This window comes from Deinococcus aerophilus, from assembly GCF_014647075.1.
Classification (GTDB): domain Bacteria; phylum Deinococcota; class Deinococci; order Deinococcales; family Deinococcaceae; genus Deinococcus; species Deinococcus aerophilus.
In genome coordinates this window covers 22,512-37,829 of the sequence record NZ_BMOM01000010.1, presented here as the reverse complement: position 1 = coordinate 37,829, position 15,318 = coordinate 22,512, and the positions used below count along the sequence as shown (strand labels likewise).

Annotated in this window: 13 protein-coding genes; 8 read left to right on the top strand and 5 right to left on the bottom strand. The window is 68.7% G+C overall.

Going from position 1 to position 15,318, the window contains the following annotated elements; all coding sequences use genetic code 11:
* Positions 1-61 precede the first annotated feature (61 nt).
* Together IEY21_RS08080 and mnmC2 are read right to left on the bottom strand one after the other, a co-directional pair.
* Positions 62-1,057, bottom strand: a complete 996-nt coding sequence (locus IEY21_RS08080) for an NAD(P)/FAD-dependent oxidoreductase (RefSeq protein WP_188903210.1) — start codon at positions 1,055-1,057, stop codon at positions 62-64.
* 48 nt (positions 1,058-1,105) lie between these two features.
* On the bottom strand, positions 1,106-1,795 hold the full coding sequence (mnmC2, locus tag IEY21_RS08075) for a tRNA (5-methylaminomethyl-2-thiouridine)(34)-methyltransferase MnmC2 (RefSeq protein ID WP_188903208.1): 690 nt from the start codon (positions 1,793-1,795) through the stop codon (positions 1,106-1,108).
* Positions 1,796-1,996: 201 nt separating this feature from the next.
* Here mnmC2 and tsaD point away from each other — a divergent pair, with 201 nt between their 5' ends.
* Positions 1,997-3,007: a tRNA (adenosine(37)-N6)-threonylcarbamoyltransferase complex transferase subunit TsaD gene (gene tsaD, locus IEY21_RS08070; protein ID WP_188903206.1), complete on the top strand. Its 1,011-nt coding sequence runs from the start codon at positions 1,997-1,999 to the stop codon at positions 3,005-3,007.
* A gap of 75 nt (positions 3,008-3,082) precedes the next feature.
* Here tsaD and IEY21_RS08065 read toward each other — a convergent pair whose 3' ends face one another.
* Entirely contained in the window at positions 3,083-4,798 is a 1,716-nt protein-coding gene (locus tag IEY21_RS08065) for a long-chain-fatty-acid--CoA ligase (protein ID WP_188903204.1), read from the bottom strand.
* Positions 4,799-5,048: 250 nt separating this feature from the next.
* Here IEY21_RS08065 and IEY21_RS08060 point away from each other — a divergent pair, with 250 nt between their 5' ends.
* From IEY21_RS08060 to IEY21_RS08045, 4 genes are all read left to right on the top strand, one after another.
* Positions 5,049-5,609: a nucleoside deaminase gene (locus IEY21_RS08060; RefSeq protein ID WP_188903202.1), complete on the top strand. Its 561-nt coding sequence runs from the start codon at positions 5,049-5,051 to the stop codon at positions 5,607-5,609.
* 3 nt (positions 5,610-5,612) lie between these two features.
* The gene (locus IEY21_RS08055) at positions 5,613-6,521 is read left to right on the top strand and encodes a ribokinase (RefSeq protein ID WP_188903200.1); all 909 of its coding nucleotides are present in this window, start codon (positions 5,613-5,615) and stop codon (positions 6,519-6,521) included.
* Positions 6,522-6,662: 141 nt separating this feature from the next.
* Complete coding sequence (locus IEY21_RS08050; RefSeq protein ID WP_188903198.1) at positions 6,663-8,195, top strand: B12-binding domain-containing radical SAM protein; 1,533 nt, start codon at positions 6,663-6,665, stop codon at positions 8,193-8,195.
* 96 nt (positions 8,196-8,291) lie between these two features.
* Positions 8,292-10,748: an EAL domain-containing protein gene (locus IEY21_RS08045; protein WP_188903196.1), complete on the top strand. Its 2,457-nt coding sequence runs from the start codon at positions 8,292-8,294 to the stop codon at positions 10,746-10,748.
* Positions 10,749-10,778: 30 nt separating this feature from the next.
* Here the strand turns inward: IEY21_RS08045 and IEY21_RS08040 are convergent, their stop codons facing one another.
* Together IEY21_RS08040 and IEY21_RS08035 are read right to left on the bottom strand one after the other, a co-directional pair.
* On the bottom strand, positions 10,779-11,951 hold the full coding sequence (locus tag IEY21_RS08040) for a cation:proton antiporter (RefSeq protein WP_188903193.1): 1,173 nt from the start codon (positions 11,949-11,951) through the stop codon (positions 10,779-10,781).
* A gap of 43 nt (positions 11,952-11,994) precedes the next feature.
* A complete protein-coding gene (locus IEY21_RS08035) occupies positions 11,995-12,510 on the bottom strand; it encodes a cation:proton antiporter regulatory subunit (RefSeq protein ID WP_188903191.1) in 516 nt (171 codons plus the stop codon).
* Between the two features lie 181 nt (positions 12,511-12,691).
* On the opposite strand from IEY21_RS08035, the gene IEY21_RS08030 reads away from it, so the two are divergent.
* The 3 genes from IEY21_RS08030 to IEY21_RS08020 are packed head-to-tail and all read left to right on the top strand — an operon-like array spanning position 12,692 to position 15,313.
* Entirely contained in the window at positions 12,692-13,948 is a 1,257-nt protein-coding gene (locus tag IEY21_RS08030) for a homoaconitate hydratase family protein (RefSeq protein WP_188903189.1), read from the top strand.
* Positions 13,945-14,787: a shikimate 5-dehydrogenase gene (locus IEY21_RS08025; protein ID WP_229752970.1), complete on the top strand. Its 843-nt coding sequence runs from the start codon at positions 13,945-13,947 to the stop codon at positions 14,785-14,787. The genes IEY21_RS08030 and IEY21_RS08025 overlap by 4 nt, the downstream gene beginning before the upstream one ends.
* A gap of 13 nt (positions 14,788-14,800) precedes the next feature.
* A complete protein-coding gene (locus tag IEY21_RS08020) occupies positions 14,801-15,313 on the top strand; it encodes a LeuD/DmdB family oxidoreductase small subunit (RefSeq protein WP_188903187.1) in 513 nt (170 codons plus the stop codon).
* Positions 15,314-15,318: the final 5 nt, after the last annotated feature.

The window sequence follows — 15,318 nt, the reverse complement described above, 5'->3', positions numbered from 1 at the left end:
CGGGCCGTCACCGGGCGTGTGACGCTGACGGACGCGGGGGGTGAGGGGCGCGGCAGCCGGGTCAGGGTGACGGGGCCGTCTCCTGCGCTGCGGCCACCTGCGTGGCCAGATCCCGCGCCAGCAGGGGCCCCAGCAGGAACCCCTTGCTGCCCAGACCGCTCAGGCGCCACACGCCGTCTGATTCCCGGCCGACCCGCAATCCGGACAGGCGCGACCCGGTCCAGCGCCCGGTGACGTTCACGCCACCGAGATCGGTAAGCGCCTCGCCCTTGCCCAGCAGCCAGCCCAGCGAGGCCAGCGGCAGGCCCGGCTCGGTCCACGTTGGAGCAGGAGCCTCGAACGTCGCGCCCAGCACTCCTCCCACTGCGGACGGTGCCAGATAGGCCCCGAAGCTGACGGGCACGTGGGTCGCCGCGCGGTCCAGCGTGAGCAGGGTGCCCATGCGGTGGGTTCCTGTCTCCCGCGCCAGCGTGGCTCCCAGGGAGCCGCCGCAGTGGAGGACGGCGTGGGCCGTGAGGGACCGGGCCGGTGATGTGGGGGACGCCTGCAGCGTGACGGTGTGTGCGGTCCAGCCGGCCGCCTGTTCCCGGACCACCATGGCGCCCGAGGCCGCGAGCAGCGCCCGCGTAAAGGCCGCGCCGTCCAGCCAGCCCCCCTGCGGCAGCCACAGGGCGTGGGCCCAGCCGGGAGACAGCGGAACAGGGGACTCCTCAGGTGCCAGCCAGCGCCGCTCCAGGTCGGGCGGAAGGTTGCGCCCGAAGCGCTCCCGCGTCCGGTCGTCGGGCAGGGGGCGCAGAACGCCGCCTTGGCCGTGTGGAACTGCAAAACCAGCGTTCTGCAGGTCCTGAACTAGCGTCCAGGTCAGGGCCATGCCGGCCAGCGCCCGCGCGTCGACTCCGCCCGACTGTCCACGTACCGGGTTGATCAGCGCCGACGGGACGTGGCTGGCTGCGTGCCGGCCCGCATCGACCACCGTGACCTCCACGCCCCGGTTTGCCAGAAAATACGCGGCGGATGCCCCGGCGATGCCCCCTCCAATGATCAGGGCCGTGGTCATGGCCGGGCCACCTGAGGTAGGCCACCGCTCAGGTCCACCGGCTGCCCCTCACGGTTCACGGAGCTGGTCCGGTGCCCGCACGGCCCGCAGGCACTCGCGTTTGCCGGGGGCTCCGGGCCGGCGCTCAACCTGCAGTCCCGCCGCTTCCAGGGCGCGGCGAACGTGCCCGGCGGCGCTGTAGGTGGCGAGCACTCCCCCCGGCGCGAGGGCCTGTGCCAGCCGCGCGGCGAAGGGGGGCGTCCAGACCTCCGGATTGCGGGTGGGGGAGAAGCCGTCCAGATACAGACCGGTGGCCCAGCCCTGCGGCAAGGTGGCCTCCAGCACGTCGGCAAAGTGAACGGTCAGGCGAACATTCCCGCTCTCCAACTGGAGGGGGGTATGCGGCCAGTTCTGCAACAGTGCCTGCCACAGCGGATGGTCCGAGCCCGCCTCGCCCGCCGCGACCTCGCGCAGCAGGGGGGCAGGGGCCGGGTCGAACTCGTAGGCCACATACTCCAGCGCCGCGCCGCGTGTCGCGGCGTCCGCCAGGGTGGCCCGGAAATTGACGCCCAGGCCAAAACCGATCTCCAGCACGCGCGGCGCCGGGTGCTGCTGGGTGCGCGTGCCCTCCACAAACACGTGCCGGGCCTGCGAGAACGCGCCGTGCCGCGAGCCGTAGGTCTCGCCAAAACGGGCGCTGTGGGCCGTGCGCGAGCCGTCGGGCGTCACGATGATGGGGGAGGAATCGCACGGGGCCATCCGGGGCAGGATAGTGCAGGTGGGAGGCAGGCGGGGAGAATGGCGCAGGTGGCGGTGGTTCTCCGCCTGCTGGGCGTCTTTTCTGGCCGTGCCGCAGGCCGCAGCACCTGGCCGCAGCGCCGCAGATGCTCCGAGGCGTGGCCTGCGGACGCCGCTCCCCGCCGCCTTTCCTGGCGGCCACCCCTGCTACACTCCCCGGCAATGAGCGCTCCGGCTTCCCCCCTCTACATTCTGGGCATAGACACCTCCTGCGACGACACCGGCGTGGGGGTCGTGGAACTGTCCCTGGACGGCAGCGTGCAGGTGCGGGCCAACCGAATCTGGTCACAGACGGTCCATGCCCGCTACGGCGGAGTGATGCCTGAACTCGCCAGCCGCGAGCATGTAGAGCGCATTGACGAGGTGATGCGGGACGCGCTGGCCGAGGCGGGGCTGCAGGTTTCCGATCTTGGCGCGGTGGCCGCCACCTCTGGCCCCGGTCTGGTGGGGGCATTGCTCGTCGGGCTGATGTACGGCAAGGGACTGGCGCAGGCGCTGAACGTGCCGTTCTTTGCGTCGCATCATCTGGAGGGCCATATCTTTGCGGCGGCCTCCGAGGCCACCCTGCAGCCGCCGTATCTCGCACTGGTGGTCAGTGGCGGCCACACCCATCTGTTCGACGTGCCGCAGGCGGGCGAATACGTGCTGGTGGGCGCGACCCGCGACGACGCGGCGGGCGAGGCCTTCGACAAGATCGCCCGGCTGGCGGGTCTGGGCTACCCTGGCGGCCCGGCCATCAGCGAGGCGGCAGCTCGGGGCAATCCGGACGCGGTGGCCTTCAAGGAGCCGCTGCAGGGACAGAAGGGGTTTGACTTCAGCTTCAGCGGACTCAAGACTGCCGCCCTGCTCGCCCACCGGGCCGGTGCAGGTGCGGATGACCTGGCCGCCAGCTTTCAGCGCGCCGCCGTACACGTGCTGGTCAAGACGACCCGCCGCGCCGCCGAGGCCCAGGGCCGCCGCACGGTGGTGGTTTCCGGCGGCGTGGCGGCCAACGCGGCGCTGCGGGAAGCCTTCGCCGCCACCGATCTGCACGTGGTGTTTCCCGGCAAGGGCCTGAACACCGACAACGGCGCGATGATCGCGCTGGCCGGGGCCGCGGCCCTGCGGGGCGGACGTGAGCCCAGTTCACTGACTGCCGGGGCGATGGCCTACGCGCCGCTGGCAGCCGGCTAGGGACCAGCAACGCAGGAGGCCGCCTGGAAAGGGAAGTTCCAGGCGGCCTCCTGCGTTGCTGCGGGGGAGGGGACTCTAGGCGCTCTTCTGCGCTTCCCGCTCCTCCAGCGCTTCCTTGGCCAGCTGACGGCGCAGGATCTTCATGGCGGCGCTCTTGGGAAGTTCCTCGCTGCGGAACTCGACGCTGCGGGGCACCTTGTAGGCGCTGAGGTGCTGGCGGCAGTGGGCGACGATCTCGGCCTCGGTGGCGCTGGCGCCGGGTTTAAGGTGCACCACCGCGTGGACCGTCTCGCCCCGGTAGGGGTCGGGCAGCCCCACTGCGGCGGCTTCCAGCACGGCGGGATGGCTCATCAGGGCTTCCTCGACTTCGCGGGGATAGATGTTGTATCCGCCGGCGATGATCAGGTCCTTCTTGCGGTCCACGATGCTGAAATAGCCGTCTTCGTCCATGATGGCCATGTCGCCGGTGAGCAGCCAGGTCTGGCCGTGGGCTTCACGCAGGGTCTGGGCCGTTTCCCCGGAACGCTGCCAGTAGCCGAGCATGATGTTCGGCCCGGCCACCCACAGTTCGCCGACCTCGCCGGGCGCGACCACCTGTCCGTCCTCGCCCATCACGATGGCGTTCACGCCGGGCATGGGCAGTCCGATGCTGCCGCTCCTCTGCTCCCCGAAGATGGGGTTGGTGTGGGTGATGGGGCTCGCCTCGGTCAGACCGTACCCCTCGACCAGATTGGCCCCTCCCGTGATCTCGCGGAACTTGCGGGCGGTTTCCAGCAGCAGGGGCGCGCTGCCGCTGATGCACGCACGAATGCTGGTCAGGTCATGCCTGGGGGTATCGGCGTGGTTGTTGATCGCGTTGTACAGCGTCGGCACACCCGGAAACAGCGTGGCTTTCGAGGTCTCGATCTGCGACAGCACCATGCCGATGTCGCGCGGGTTGGGCACGAGCACGATGGTCGCGCCGATCAGCACGCTCAGGTTCATGGCGACCGTCATGCCGTAGACGTGAAAGAAGGGAATGGCGGCCAGCGTGACCTCCTGGCCGTCTTTCAGGTCGGTCATCCATGCGCGGGCCTGCTCGGCATTGGCGACCAGATTGCAGTGGCTGAGCATCGCGCCCTTGGGGGTGCCGGTGGTGCCGCCGGTGTACTGCAGCAGGGCCAGGTCTCTGGGGGTGCGCTTGGACGCGCCGGGCGTGGGCGGCTGGAAGCGCAGGATGTCGCTGTACTTCACGACATGGCTGCTGTCGGGAACGTCCACCCAGGTGCCCTCGCGCCGGGCCTTGATCGGGTAGAGCAGGTTCTTGGGAAACGGCAGGGCGTCCTGAATGCCGGTCACGATGACCCGCTTGACGGGCACCTGATCCTGCACGGCGGCGTAGCGCGGGTAGAAGGAATCCAGGATGATCAGGGTCTCGCTTTCACTGTCCCGCAGCTGATGCCCCAGTTCCTCGGCCACGTACAGCGGGCTGGTGTTCACCACCACCGCTCCGGCAAGCAGCGCACCGTAAAAGCCCACCACGAACTGGGGCGTGTTGGGCAGCATCAGCGAGACCCGGTCGCCGGGGCTCACCCCCATCTTTTCCAGGGCCAGGGCCAGACGCTGCACGTTGTGCCACAGCTCCCGGTATGTGGTGTTCGCGCCCAGAAAGCTCAGGGCCACCCGATTGGGGTGCCGCTCGGCGGTCTCGCGCAGCAGTTCGGGCAGGGTCAGGCGGCTGGGCGTGAAGTCGTGCGGCACGCCTTCCTCGTAGAACTTCAACCACGGGCGGGGGATGGGGGTAGGGGTCATGGCACTCCTCGGAAATGGGGGACGAAATATGAGCGACCGGGGGTGGTCAGGCGGTCAACGGAGACAGCACACAGAATTGAACTTGGTTCAATTATGATCCACAGGACCTCTCATCTTCAAGGCGTCGCCCGCTGGAGGGGCTGGTCCGCACGCCGCCTGCGCCGTGGATGTGCCCTGGCTCAAGGTTCTCTCTGCGCACAAAAGCCTGTGCCTGTCGCTCGCCTGCCGGCCAGATGCCACACTGGGCGGCATGTCGTCCGCTCCCTCTGAAGCTGTCAAACATGACCACGCCCGGCACGAACCGTATCTGCGCGAGGCCCTGGCACTGGCCCACGAATCGCTGGCGGCGGGCAGTTCGCCCATCGGTGCGGTTCTGGTGGACGCAGACGGCCAGATCGTCGCGCGTGGCCGCAACCGGGTGGGCGAGGACCAGAGTGCCGAACACGTCGGGCACGCCAGCGTGGCCCACGCCGAGATGGACGTGTTCTTTCAGGTGGGCAAGCTGGAGAGTCCGGAGACCCTGACGCTGTACACCAGCCTGGAACCGTGCCTGATGTGCGGCGGGGCCAGCGCCCTGCTGGGGGTGGGACGGGTGGTCTGGGCCACCGACGACGCGTGGGGAGGATCGGGCCGCCTGATCAAGTGGACCGATCACCCGGCCATGCAGGACACCGAGGTCGTGGCCTGCCCGCTGCCCGAACTGGAAAGCGAGGGCGCGCGGTTGTTTGCCCCCGAGGCCAAACGTGCCTTTCCGGACGAGGGCTGGGCACTGTGGCGTGGGCGCTACCCGGCCGAGACCGAGGGGGTCTAGGAAATGGCCGCCGGGGGCGTGCTCGTGGTGGGCAGCGTCAACGCTGACCTGACCGTGCGTGCCGAGCGCATTCCCGGCCCCGGAGAAACCGTCCTGGGCGGCGACGCCCACACCTCGCCGGGGGGCAAGGGGGCAAACGCCGCGGTGGCGGCGGCGCTCGCGGAGGCGCGGGTCGCCCTGGTGGGCGCGGTCGGCCACGACGCTTTCCGGGCGGCGGCGCTCGCGGGCCTGACGCGGGCGGGCGTGGACCTCGCCGGCCTGCACACCTTGGACGCCCCTACCGGTCTGGCCCTGATCACGGTCTCGGAGGCGGGCGAGAACGCCATTACCGTGGCGAGCGGCGCAAACGCCCACTTGCGTTCCGCGCATCTGCCGGCCGAGATGCACGGTTTCAGCCACCTGATGCTGCAGCAGGAACTGCCCCCCGAGGTCACGCTGGCCGCTGCCCAGCGGGCGCGTGAGGCGGGGCTGCGGATGCTGCTCAACGCCGCCCCCACCCGCGGCACCGATCCCGCCCTGCTGCGCCTGACCGACCACCTGATCGTCAACGAACACGAGCTTGCTGCCCTTGCCGGGAAGGAGGGCAGCCTGAAGGCCCGTGCGCGCGCGCTGCTGAGGCGTGGGCCACAAGCGGTAACGGTAACATTGGGGGAGAAGGGCAGCGTTACGGTCACCCGCGACACCACCCTTGAGCTTCCGGCGCATCCGGTCACGGTTCTGGACACCACCGGAGCCGGGGATACCTTCTGCGGCGTACTCACGGCCCGGCTCTCAAGAGGCGACGCCCTGGAGCAGGCGCTGCGCTGGGCCGGTGTGGCAGCGGCTCTGACCTGCACGCGGCCCGGCGCGCAGAACGCCATGCCCACCTGGGCCGAAACGCAGTCAGCGGGGCGGCAGGTAGGCCTGCGGTGAATCCTGGTAAGCCCCACTTCAGTTACCGGCCAGGAAGGCAGTACACTGGCAGGCTGTGACGTGCGTGGCCTCCCGCTGACCCTCTTTGGGGCAGCAGTCTCCCGGGGCCGGTGGCGCACCCCCTAGAGGACTGGAGGAGTTTTGAGTTACTGGCGCAATACCATCAAGCCGCTGCTGGAAGCGGAGACCGGGACGATGTTCAAGCACGCCCCGGTCCGCGTGACGCTGGCCTTTCCCAACCGCTACAGCGTGGGCATGGCCTCGCTGGGTTATCAGGTCATCTACCGCATGTTCAACAACGAAGAAGGTGTGGCCTGCGAGCGCACCTTCCTGCCCGACGACGTGGACGCTTTCGAGAAGCTCGGCCAGCCGCTGCCCACCGTCGAGACGGGCCGCGAGGCGGGCGACTGCGAACTGTTTGCCATGAGCGTGTCCTTCGAGCTGGACCTGACCAACATCATCCGCACGCTGGACGTGGCCGGCATTCATCCCCTGCGGGAGCAGCGCGACGACAGCGACGCCATCGTGATGATTGGTGGCCCGCTAACGTCCTCCAATCCCTACCCGCTCGTGCCCTTTGCCGACGTGATCGTGATCGGGGACGGCGAGCAGATTGTGCCGGTGGTGAGCAGCGCCCTGCGTGAGGCCACCTCGCGCGAGGACTTCTACGACCTGATCGACGGAATGCCCGGCATCTTCCTGCCTGCCCGGCACACCCACGAGCCGACCTGGGCCACAGCGCCCAAGGAGCTGCTGCCCGCCTACAGCCAGATCGTGACCCCGCACAGCGAGCTGAGCAACATGTTCCTGGTCGAGGCCCAGCGCGGCTGCCCGCGCCCCTGCACCTTCTGCCTGGCGCGGACCATGTACGGCCCCAACCGCAACAACGGCGGCCAGGAACTGCTGGACGTGATTCCCGACTGGGCCCAGAAGGTGGGGCTGGTGGGCGCGGCGCTCTCGGACTTTCCGCATACCAAGTTCGTGGGGCGCACGCTCACCCAGCGCGGTGTCAAGCTGGGCGTGTCCTCCATCCGCGCCGACACGGTGGACACCGAACTCGCCGAGATCCTCAAGGCCGGCGGCCTGCGGACCTTCACGGTGGCGAGTGATGCTCCCAGCGAACGCCTGCGCCGCTGGCTGAAAAAGGGCATCACCACCGAGGACCTGCTCAAGACCGCGCAGATCAGCCGGGACCTGGGCTTTTCTGGCCTCAAGGTGTACATGATGATCGGCCTGGGGCCGGAAAACGACGATGACATCAGCGAGTTGATTTCGTTTACCAAGGAACTCGCCGGCATCAACCGCATCGCGCTGGGCATCAGCCCCTTTGTGCCCAAGCGCCACACGCCCCACTTTGCCGATCCCTTCGCGGGGGTCGGGGTCATTGAAAAACGCCTCAAGCGCATCCAGAAGGAGCTGCGCACCACTGCCGAGCTGCGCAACGTCTCGGCCAAGTGGGCCTGGGTGGAGAGCGTGATTGCGCGCGGCGGTCCGGAAATTGGCATGGCGGCCTATGCCATCTACCGCAACGAGAGCATCGGCGCATGGAAAAAGGCGCTGGACGAGATGGGCTGGGTCGACGAATTCGAGGACAATGCGTCCCTGATTACCCTGCCGCCCGGACAGTACGCGGCCCGCGAGGTCAGCGCCCATGCCGAGGGACTGGCGGTCTGAAGGGGGCCGCAAGGCCCGGCTTCATTTTTTTCCGTCCCCCATGACCTTTTTCTGGATGTGCCAAAGTTGTCAGAACGGTGCGGGTAGGATCGCGCGGTGAGGGGCACCGACTGGACGCAACATCTGCCCCATGCGGGTGCTGGCCCATGGACCGAGCGCCTGACGCACATGGAGAATCTGATCCTCAGCGATCCGGACGCGGCCCGCCAGGAACTGACCACCCTTCAGGCGCAGGCGCGTGAGGGTCAGGACGGGGCCGCCGAGACACAGGCGGCCCTGCTTCTGGCCGGCTGCTCGTACTACCAGGGCGACTACCGGCACAGCGGCGAACTGGCCCGCGAGGCCCTGATTCTCAGCCGCAAGCATCAGTTGCAGGGAGCGGAGGCGCGCTGCCTGAACCTGCTGGGCGTGATCCAGCAGCGTCTGGGGCGTTTTGATGAGGCGCTGGAGTCCTTTGTTCACAGCATGACGCTGGCCCAGCAGGCCGCCGACGAGATCGGCCGCTGCCGCGCGCTGGCGAACATTGCCGTGATGCACACCCAGGCCGGCGAATTCCAGAAGTCGGTGGACATCAGCGTGGAGGTGCTGGAGCTGGCGCAGGCCTGCGGGCATCTGGTGTATGCCTGCGACACCCAGACCAACCTGATCGAGTGCCATTACCGCCTGGGCGAGTTCGGTGAGGTTCAGCGCCGGGCTGCCGAGCTGCTGCCGGTGGTCGTGGCCGAGGGAATGCACCGCTTCGAATGCACGGCCCGCGCGTTTCTGGCCCTGGCCCTGCTGGAAACCGGTTCGCCCGAGGCGGCGCTGGCCCAGGCCCTGGCAGGGCTGGACACGGCCCGGCGGCCCGGGGACCGCGAAAGCCTGTGCCTGCTGCACATCACGCTGGGACAGGTTTATTTTGCCCTGGCCCAGCTGGACGAGGCCAGAACCCATCTGCTCGAGGGCCTGCAGCTGGGAGAGGCGGGCGAGCAGCGCCTGATGCGCATTGAGGCCCACAGCGTCCTCTCCCGGGTGCTGGCGGCCCAGGGAGACTACCCGGGGGCCCTGGTTCAGGCGCGGGTCCACCACGATCTGGAGCGCCAGCTGTACCAGCGCGAGGTCGAGCGCCGGGTGGGAACCCTGGCGGCCCAGACCCGCATGGAACTGATGCGTCAGGAAGCGGAACTCGAACGTCTGCGCACCGCCGAGCTGACCCGGGCCAACGCGGCCCTGCAGGCCACCCAGCGGGCCCTGGAGCATCAGGCGGCCCACGACAGCCTGACCGGTCTGGCCAACCGCGCCCACTTCCACGCCCGGGCCCAGCAGGTGCTCGACGCCCTGGCCGACCCCGCGTGCGCGGAGGAATCAGGATGCGTGGCATTGATGTTCATTGACCTTGACCAGTTCAAGGCGGTCAACGATACGGCCGGCCACCGGGCGGGCGATCAGCTGTTGCAGGAGATGGCCCGCCGGATTCAGACCACGGTGCGCGGCAGTGATGTGGTGGGGCGCATGGGCGGCGACGAGTTCACGCTGCTGCTGCGCGGTCTGGCACAGCCCGAGGAGGCGGAACAGGTGGCGGCCAAGGTGCTCGCCGCGCTGCGCGAACCGCTGTGGGTCGGGCGCCAGCAGTACCGGCTCTCGGCCTCGCTGGGCTACGCCCTGGCCCCGCACGATGGTCTGAACGCCGAGACCCTGCAGCAGCGCGCGGACCTGGCGATGTACCACGTCAAACGCTCGGGCCGCAACGGCTGGCTGCGCTACGAACAGCGCCTGAGCGCCGCCGAGAACGAGCGCCGGGAACTGGAACGCGAGCTGCGCGGCGCACTGGCCGCCGATCAGCTCAGCCTGCACTATCAGGGTCAGTTTTGCCTGAACAGCGGAGCGCTGATCGGGTTCGAGGCGCTGCTGCGCTGGCAGCATCCCCAGCTGGGGGCGGTGTCTCCGGACCGCTTCATTCCGCTGGCCGAGGAGAGCCTGCTGATTCTGGAAATCGGCCGGTGGGTGCTGGAGGAAGCCTGCCGTCAGGCGGTGAAGTGGGACTTCTCCGGACGCGGCATCAGCACCTCGGTGAACGTGTCGGCCGTGCAGTTTGAACAGCCGAATTTTGTGGAGGTTGTCCGGCGGGCGCTGCAGGACACCGGTCTGCCTGGCGGATGCCTGATGCTGGAACTTACCGAGAGCATGGTGCTGCGCGATGAGGCCCTGACCCAGCGCCACATGGGTGAGCTGCGCGAGCTGGGCGTGCAGGTGGCCGTCGACGATTTCGGTACCGGATACAGCAGTCTGAGCATGCTGCACAACCTGCCCTTCACGCGCCTGAAGGTGGACCGCTCATTTGTGCGCGTGCTGGGAGCCCACACCGCGCGGACCGACCGCGCCTACCTGCTGATGCAGGTGCTGGTCAAGCTGGCCCACAGCCTGGAGATGACCGTGATGGCCGAGGGGGTCGAGACGCCCGAACAGCGCGCCCTGCTGCTGGAGATGGGCTGTGACGCGGCACAGGGCTACGGACTGGCCCGGCCCCTGCCCGCCGAGCTCGCGGCCCGGTTGCTCGACGCCGCCTCCGGCTGATCAGGGGACGGCGACCCGGCCTGAACGGAACTATCCCGGAGCCGAAGCTTTGGCCTTGCCCCCACGTTCCAGCAGGGTCACGACCTGGGCGTCAAAGCGTGCCAGCACCGGACCCAGGATGGCGGTGAGCAGCACGTAGACGGCGGCCAGCGGGCCCAGGCTGGGGGCCAGTCCCAGCCCCAGCCCGGCAATCAGGATGCTGAACTCGCCGCGCGGAATCAGCGTGGTTCCGGCCCGGAACCGTCCGCGCAGCTGCACGCCTGCACGCGCCGCGCCCATCCAGCCCACCGCGAACTTGGTCGCCCCGGTGATCACGGTCAGCAGGGCGGCGGGCAGCAGCACGTCCGGCACTTCCCTGAGGTTGAGCTGCAGCCCGAAGAACACGAAGAACACGGCGGCAAACAGGTCGCGCAGCGGCTCCATCTGACGCCGCGCGCGCTCGGCGACCTCGCCCGACAGGGCGATGCCCACCAGAAAGGCCCCGATGGCCGCGCTGACCTTCAGCAGGTCGGCGGCCCCCGCCACCACCAGCACCAGCCCCAGCACGCCCAGCAGCAATGCCTCATCGCTGGGGACATTCATGATCCGGCTCAGGACGTGCCCGTACCTCAGGGCCAGAAAAAAGGCCAGCCCGAAGGCGGCCAGGGCGACCAGCAGGTTGACCCCCACGGCGACCAGGGTTCCCCCGATCAGCAGCGCGGCGACCACCGGCAGATAGGCGGCCATCACCACGTCCTCGATCACGCACACGGCCAGGATGGTCGGGGTCTCGCGGTTGCCCAGCCGCCCCAGGTCGCGCAGGATCTTGCTGGCGATGCCGCTGGAGGTCAGGTAGGTCACGCCGCCCAGCAGCACGGCGGCCATCGGAGCAAACCCCAGCAGGAAGCCGGCGATCAGGCCCGGCGTGAAGTTCAGGGCGAGGTCGACAATACCGATGGTCCGGTTGGCCTGCAGGTTCTGCCGCAGCTCGTCACTGGTGTATTCCAGCCCCAGCGTGAACAGCAGCAGCACCGCGCCGATCTCCGCGCCGGTGTGGATAAATTCCTCCGGCGCGTTGCCCAGGCTCATGACTGCCCCCAGACCGATGCCGGCGAGCAGATACAACGGAATGGGCGTGATGCCCAGCCGTCCGGCGGCGCGGCCCACCAGGGCCAGCAGCAAGATGACGCCGCCGAGTTCCAGAAAAAGCTGCCCTAGCGGCACGGGGGACCTCCGGAAGAAGGAATCGAACGCTCTGGCCAGGAATCTAGGATGTCCTGCCCGTCACTTTCTGCTGCGGCTCACCGTTCAGCAGCCGGGCGGCGTGGACCACACCGTCGGCGGTCCCGACAACCACCACCGTGTCTCCGGCACGCAGAATGAATTCCGGTCCCGGCGCAGGAATCGCGCCGCCTCCGCGCATGATCGCCACGATGCTCGCGCCCGTGCGGGTCCGCAGCATGGTGCTTCCCAGCGGTTTGCCATCAAAGGGAGTGGTGTCGGCCAGTGGCAGCCAGTCCATGGCCAGCCCCTCAATGTCTTGCATGCTCTGGGCCATACGGCGGGTCACGGCGCTGCCCCCCAGCAGATTGGCGACCGCCTCGGCCTCGTCCTCGGCGAGCACGATGTTCTGGGCGCAGGCATCGGGGTCCTCGCGCAGCGACACGAACAGCTCCCGCCGCCCGTCGCGGTGCGTGATCACGCCCACGCGCTTGCCAAAGCGCCCATCAAAGTCGTAGCGCACGCCCACGCCGGGCAAGGGGGTTTCATCCAGCTTCACCATGCCCACCAGAGTAGTGCCTGACGCGCCCCCGGATTCCCTGCCGTTCTCCAGTTGCGCTCCCCGGTCCCGGCGGCGTGGCCTTCGCTGAATTGCCCGCCGCCAGCTTTTCTGTTGAAAACTATTCGTGTCAAAATCCAGTCAATCTCACGCCGGCCAGGCAAGGGTGCGGCATGATGGAGCCATGACTGAAGCTGTCGTCCGCCCGCAGACCATGGCGGAAAAAATACTCTCCCGGCGCGGCACCCAGACCGTATACGCCGGCGACCTTGCCGTGGTGGACGTGGATCAGGTGATGGTCGTGGATTCCATCGCCCAGAGCTTCATTGAGCGGATGCGCCGCGACCTGGCCGCCACCCCGAAGTACCCCGAGCGCGTCTCCATCGTTGTGGACCATGTCGCGCCCGCCTCGACGGTCAGTGTGGCGCAGGCCCAGAAGGAGGCGCGCGAGTACGCCGCCGAAACGGGCGTGCGCCTGTTCGACGTGGGGCGCGGCATCTGCCATCAGGTGCTGATGGAGGAGGGGCTGGCGCAGCCCGGGTGGATCGTGCTGGGCTCGGACAGCCACTCGACCACCTACGGCGCGGTCGCTGCCTTCGGCACCGGCATGGGGGCCACCGACATCGCCCTGGCCGCCGCCAGCGGCAAGACCTGGCTGCGCGTTCCCGAAAGCGTCAAGGTGACGTTTACCGGTGAGTTGAGGCAGGGAGTCAGCGCCAAGGACGCCGCCCTGGAGATGATCCGCGTCCTGGGAGCGGACGGCGCAACCTACCAGAGCATCGAGCTGCATGCCGGCGACCGCTTCACGCGCGGCGAGCGCATGACGCTGGCGAACCTGTGTGTGGAGGCGGGTGCGAAGGCCGGCTTGGTCGTCCCCGGAGGCGAGATTCTGGACCTGTATGACGTGCCTGGATGGGTCTACCCTGACGAGGGCGCGGCGTATGTGCGCGAGATCGAACTCGACCTGAGTGTCCTGAATCCCCGCATGAGCGCCCCCAGCGAGGTGGACAACGTGCACGACGTGTCTGAGCTGCGTGGCCTGCGGGTCGATCAGGTCTTTATCGGTACCTGTACGAACGGCCGCCTGGAAGACCTGCACGCCGCCGCCGAGGTGCTGCGCGGCCGCAAGGTCAGTCCCGGCACCCGCCTGCTGGTCATTCCGGCCAGCTCACAGGTGATGGAGCAGGCCATGGAGGACGGTACGCTGCTGACCCTGCAGCGGGCGGGCGCGGCGCTGGGCACCCCCGGCTGTGGCCCGTGCATGGGCCGGCATCAGGGCGTGCTCGCCCCCGGCGAGGTCTGCGTGTCCACCTCCAACCGCAACTTCATCGGGCGCATGGGCGACAAGGACGCGCGCGTGTACCTGGCCAGCCCGGCGGTGGCGGCGGCGACGGCTGTGATGGGCCGGATCGCGCTGCCCGAGGATGTGGGGGCGGCGTGAGCGGCGCGCCCTCCACGGGGCCTCGCCCGATCAGCCGGGACACCCGGCTGTGCATCTCGCTGGCGGGACGGCCCGGCCATTTTGGCACCCGCTTTCACAACTTTCTGTACGCCGAACTGGGGCTGGATTTCATCTACAAGGCCTTCACCACCAGCGACCTCGGTGCGGCCATCGGCGGCGTGCGGGCGCTGGGCATTCGCGGCTGCGCGGTGTCCATGCCGTTCAAGGAAGCCTGCATCGGGTTTCTGGACGAGCTGACGCCCTCGGCGGCGGCCATCGGCTCGGTGAACACCATCGTCAACGATGACGGATTCCTGCGGGCCTACAACACCGATTACCTCGCCGTCCGCCAGCTGATTGAGGAGTACCGGCTCGCACCGGACACGCCGTTCGCGCTGCGCGGCAGCGGCGGCATGGGCAAGGCGGTGGCCTCGGCGTTCCGGGACGCCGGATTCACCCGCGGCGTGATTGTCGCCCGCAACGAACACGCGGGCCGGGCGCTGGCCCAGGGCTGCGGCTACGACTGGCGGGCCGGGCTGGGCGACCTGCGCCCCGCGCTGCTCATCAACGTGACGCCCATCGGCATGGCCGGTGGCTCCGAAGCGGCGGAGCTGGCCTTTCCGGCGCCGGCGGTCGCGGCCGCCGAGACGATCTTCGACGTGGTGGCCCTGCCCACTGAAACCCCGCTGATCTGCGCAGGCCGCGCCGCCGGAAAGCAGGTCATCACCGGCGCGGAGGTGGCTGCTCGCCAGGCCCTGGAGCAGTTCGTGCTGTATACCGGCGTCCGGCCCAGTGCCGGGCAAGTGCAGCGGGCCGCCGAATTCGCCCGCTCAGGTTGAAAGGAAAAACAATATGCCCCGAATCTGGAAATTTGGCGACAGCGTGAACACCGACGACATCCTGCCCGGCAAGTTCGCGCCGTTCATGGCGGGCGAGGACGTGTTCCAGACCTTCGCGTTTCATTACGTGCGGCCCGAGTTTGCCGCGCAGGTGCAGCCCGGCGATGTGCTGGTGGGCGGGCGCAACTGGGGCCTGGGCTCCAGCCGCGAATATGCCCCGCAGGCCCTCAAGAAGCTGCAGGTCGGGGCGATCATCGCTCCCAGCTTTGCGCGCATCCACTACCGCAATCTGCTGAATCTGGGCATTCCCGCCTTCGAGGCCGACCTGACAGATACGCTGCAGGACGGCGACACGGTTCAGCTGGACCTGGCTTCGGGGGTGCTCACGCGCGGAAGCGAGACCTTCCAGCTGCCCCCACCCCCCGAGTTCCTGCGCGAGGCGCTGGCCGAGGGCAGCATCCTGGCCTTTTTCAAGAAGCACGGCCGTTTTCCGGGCGAGCGTCCCGCCGACGAGGGAACCCCTTAAACTGT

Bases quoted from the DNA above. Each gene is read 5' to 3' on its own strand.
- IEY21_RS08060 (WP_188903202.1), top strand. From the start codon at position 5,049: ATGTCGTCCGCTCCCTCTGAAGCTGTCAAACATGACCACGCCCGGCAC.
- IEY21_RS08035 (WP_188903191.1), bottom strand. From the start codon at position 12,510: ATGGTGAAGCTGGATGAAACCCCCTTGCCCGGCGTGGGCGTGCGCTAC.
- IEY21_RS08020 (WP_188903187.1), top strand. From the start codon at position 14,801: ATGCCCCGAATCTGGAAATTTGGCGACAGCGTGAACACCGACGACATC.
- IEY21_RS08030 (WP_188903189.1), top strand. From the start codon at position 12,692: ATGACTGAAGCTGTCGTCCGCCCGCAGACCATGGCGGAAAAAATACTC.
- IEY21_RS08055 (WP_188903200.1), top strand. From the start codon at position 5,613: ATGGCCGCCGGGGGCGTGCTCGTGGTGGGCAGCGTCAACGCTGACCTG.
- IEY21_RS08065 (WP_188903204.1), bottom strand. From the start codon at position 4,798: ATGACCCCTACCCCCATCCCCCGCCCGTGGTTGAAGTTCTACGAGGAA.
- tsaD (WP_188903206.1), top strand. From the start codon at position 1,997: ATGAGCGCTCCGGCTTCCCCCCTCTACATTCTGGGCATAGACACCTCC.
- IEY21_RS08080 (WP_188903210.1), bottom strand. From the start codon at position 1,057: ATGACCACGGCCCTGATCATTGGAGGGGGCATCGCCGGGGCATCCGCC.
- mnmC2 (WP_188903208.1), bottom strand. From the start codon at position 1,795: ATGGCCCCGTGCGATTCCTCCCCCATCATCGTGACGCCCGACGGCTCG.